The organism is Micromonospora sp. NPDC000207 (assembly GCF_040300925.1).
Taxonomy (GTDB): domain Bacteria; phylum Actinomycetota; class Actinomycetes; order Mycobacteriales; family Micromonosporaceae; genus Micromonospora.
Genome location: NZ_JBEPEQ010000230.1, coordinates 1 through 2,020, shown reverse-complemented (window position 1 = coordinate 2,020; position 2,020 = coordinate 1). Strand labels below are relative to the sequence as shown.

2 protein-coding genes are annotated in these 2,020 nt (G+C 58.8%); one reads left to right on the top strand and one right to left on the bottom strand.

All coding sequences use genetic code 11. The features are described from left to right. Nucleotides 1-163: 163 nt before the first annotated feature. A complete protein-coding gene (locus ABT336_RS27330) occupies nt 164-361 on the bottom strand; it encodes a hypothetical protein (protein ID WP_350900470.1) in 198 nt (65 codons plus the stop codon). 461 nt (nt 362-822) lie between these two features. Between ABT336_RS27330 and ABT336_RS27325 the strand changes: the two genes are divergently transcribed. Beyond that, the gene (locus tag ABT336_RS27325) at nt 823-1,953 is read left to right on the top strand and encodes a hypothetical protein (protein ID WP_350900468.1); all 1,131 of its coding nucleotides are present in this window, start codon (nt 823-825) and stop codon (nt 1,951-1,953) included. Nucleotides 1,954-2,020 lie beyond the last annotated feature (67 nt).

Here is a 2,020-nt window from a genome sequence, read left to right as displayed (position 1 = left end):
GAACTCCGGCGGAAACGCTTTCGGCATGACAGACATCCTTCCAGCGAGGAACGCATCCTCACAAATCAGGAGTCAAGCAAACCGGGGGCAGTCCCCCCCCCCTGATCAACCCATCCCAAACACGCCCTTAGCCGAGGTGTGAACAGCCGTGTGCCGTCCGGGTCTAGGCACAGGGCGGCCAGGCTGAGTGCCGCAGGTCGTCGAGCGCGCCGAAGCGCTGGACGGCGGCGATGTTGTAGAGCGTGTCGATGCCGTCGTGAGCCTCAACCGCCGCGTAGACCCAGTCGCGGCCCTGGGCCAGGTCGCTGAGGTGTACGCCACCCCTGACGTGGATGGCATCGCCGCCCAGGTCGTCAACCATCTCGATGAGTCGCAGCCGACCATACCTGCGACCCCCGAGGGCGTAAACGACGGTACCCGCCACCACCCACCCTGTTGATCAGCCCAACCTCTCCGGCCAGTCCTCCCCACAACGTCATGCCTCCCTTCCACCTCCGGCCCGGACTCGAGCACCAAGACCGACCGCGACCCAGCAAGACAACCGGTGCGCTGCGAGACCGACTCCAAAGGACCCGGCCGCGCGTCACGCCGCCTCGGCGGGTGGTACCACCTCCCAGCGCCGACATCTGCGAGGCCGCCGACCTGACGGGTGTACACGGCGTCGCGCTTCACCTCCCGGAGACGTTCCGGGTCCCGCTCGTCGATCAGCCGGCAGATGTCCAAGAACGGTCCCACGGGCATCTGCACCTGTCAGCACGGCTTGACACTCGGGCATCATCCACGGCCTTGCCAGGCATGTAGAGAGTACGATCTCCGTCTAAAGTGGTCGCAGAGCGTCCCGCCGACACAATCCGCAAGCAGACCGACACCGAAACCAAGCGAGGAGAACGAAAGATTTTGAAGCAAATCCTGATTATTCCAGGAAACACCAATTTAACATCGTTTGGGAACTGCTTGACCGCCGCAACAGAAGTTCTTCAGGGCAACTTGAATGACGGGAGCGCTGGATTCAGGAAGGTTCACGTTGTCCATACGACAGAGTCGCTTACTGCATTCACTTCCCTGCAAGGTGAAATTTCCATACCGGAGCCGTTAGATCTACGCCAAAGCGACTTCGTTCATCATGTTGTCGACCTGTCTAGCAACTCTAAGCAACGGCTTGACGAATTGCTCTCCGAGGTGGCTTCGATTGCAAGGCTGAAACCAGCCGAGGAATTGTATTTTGATTTAACCGGCGGCGTAACGCAGGTCAAGGTGGCGCTCGGAATCTTGGCATTCCTACTGGGGGCGCGAAACGTCTACACGCTTGAGGTCGGCTTCACGCAACCCTATCAACGCAACTGGAACCTCGAGCACCTCCGCACGGAAGGCGTGCGTGTAACTTACAGTCAAACTTCCGGGCTAGATCAATTTGATCAGTTCGGTCTATCGAACCTTACCGCGGTCCGTCGAGTCCGTCCCGAATTAAACGAGTTAAAGCAGAAATTAGAATCCCTCTTCCCAGAGTCTTCATCCCAACTCGATCATCTAGTCTCAGTTCTGGAGCAGGCAGAGGCGCTCCGACTGCAGCAAGAGGACCGGTTGAAGCAAGCTGATCGGGTCGACCGAGTCGAGCTCGCTGCCACCCGTAGCATTCTTTTCCATGCAACTGCGGCCGCTGAGGCTCTTGTTGACCTCGTAGTTGAGCAGAGCGCGCCACGGAGTGGCCTTTCAAATTCAACGTTAGGGCCCAAGCTGCGCCAGCTTCGAGACCTTGCCGGGGCACACCCGTCCCACCCGATTGACACTGTCACGTTAGGACACCTGACAGATCTACTACTCAGGCTTAGGAATCGAGCTGCGCATTGGTCAGACCGAGCGTCCGACGCCTCGGTGATGGAGATTCAAGGCGAAGTCGGCCTGCGACTCTCGAAGTCGTTTATTTGGTTAGAGCTCCTAACACGATCTAGTTGATCGATGTCTGTGCGTGTCTGTGGTGGGTCTGGGTCGTTCTACGTGGTGTGAGTAAGCCGTGGGTCGT